Annotated in this window: 2 protein-coding genes and 1 pseudogene; all 3 read right to left on the reverse strand. The window is 64.7% G+C overall.

What is annotated here, in order from left to right; all coding sequences use genetic code 11:
- Nucleotides 1–504 (reverse strand): response regulator (locus AC630_RS41785; protein WP_143198758.1); only part of this gene is annotated, 504 nt, incomplete at its 3' end.
- A 76-nt stretch (nt 505–580) separates the two neighbouring features.
- Entirely contained in the window at nt 581–946 is a 366-nt protein-coding gene (locus AC630_RS41790) for a response regulator (protein WP_007600538.1), read from the reverse strand.
- A gap of 73 nt (nt 947–1019) precedes the next feature.
- Nucleotides 1020–1157: pseudogene (locus AC630_RS47655) on the reverse strand (chemotaxis protein CheW); the annotation flags it as partial.

Consider the following 1157-nt stretch of genomic DNA (forward strand, 5'->3'; position numbering starts at 1 on the left):
GGGGCTCGCGGGCGCCAGCGACGGGCTCGCAACCGCGGGCTTCCGGCGCAGCCGTGCACCGAGGTGACGGATCTTCTGGATCAGGTCGTGATGGAAGATGTCGGCCGCGGACGTCTCGCGTGTCGATTCGGGCTTCGGGATGTAGTCGGCCGCGCCGAGCGACAGCGCCTTGAAGCTGATCTCCGCGTTGCGGCGAGTCAGTGTCGAGGCCATGATGATGACGAGGTCGCGCTTCTTTGCCAGCAATTGCGGCAGCGCCGAGATGCCGTCAAGCTCCGGCATTTCGATGTCGAGCACGGCAACGTCGGGGTTGATGCGTTCGAGCTGGTTGACCGCCTCGAGCCCTGTGCGCAGCGAAGCCGCGACCTCCATGTCGTGCTCGGCGCTGATCCAGCGCGAGATCAGGCCGCGGATGACAACGGAGTCGTCGACCACCATCACCCGCAGCGGCCCGGCTTCGCGCGGCGGGCTCGTGGCCGACTTCCCTACGAACGCAACACTCATCACTCACCAACTCAAGACTAGAACGGTTCAGTTGAAGACAAACGCCGAAGGATCCGTTCAGCCTCCGGGTGCCGGCTCAGATCAGGCCGACTTCCTGGAACTTCGCAGTCACGATGTCCTTGTCGAAGGGCTTCATGATGTACTCGTTGGCGCCGGCGTGCAGCGCGCGCGCGATATGCGCGACATCGTTCTCGGTGGTGCAGAACACCACCTTCGGCTGGTCGCCGCCGGGCATGCGGCGCAGATGGCCGAGGAACTCGTAGCCGTCCATGACCGGCATGTTCCAGTCGAGCAGCACTGCGTCGGGAAGTCCGCGCTTGCAGGCTTCCAGCGCCTTCTCACCGTCCTCGGCTTCGAGAATCTGGAAGTCGAGGCCTTCCAGGATCCGGCGCGCAACCTTGCGGATGACGCTGGAATCGTCAACGACGAGACAAGTTCGCATGTGAACCTCTGCTTCCTGCCCCCTTGACGGGGGCACCTCCAATTGCAAGTCCGTCGGCGGCAGTGCCGCCGTATCAGGCCGCCATCATCTCGGGCGCAAGCTCGAGGACGCGATCGACGTCGAGGACGACCATGAGCTGGCCGTCGAGGCGGTGGACGCCGCCGGCGAGCTTGGCCATGCGGGGGTCGAGGTTGACGGGGTTCTCTTCCTT

Source organism: Bradyrhizobium sp. AS23.2, assembly GCF_001908185.1.
In the GTDB taxonomy this organism is placed as follows: Bacteria; Pseudomonadota; Alphaproteobacteria; order Rhizobiales; family Xanthobacteraceae; genus Bradyrhizobium.

What these genes read in the sequence shown, in the direction of transcription:
- AC630_RS41790 (WP_007600538.1), bottom strand. Translation starts at nt 946, where the DNA reads ATGCGAACTTGTCTCGTCGTTGACGATTCCAGCGTCATCCGCAAGGTT.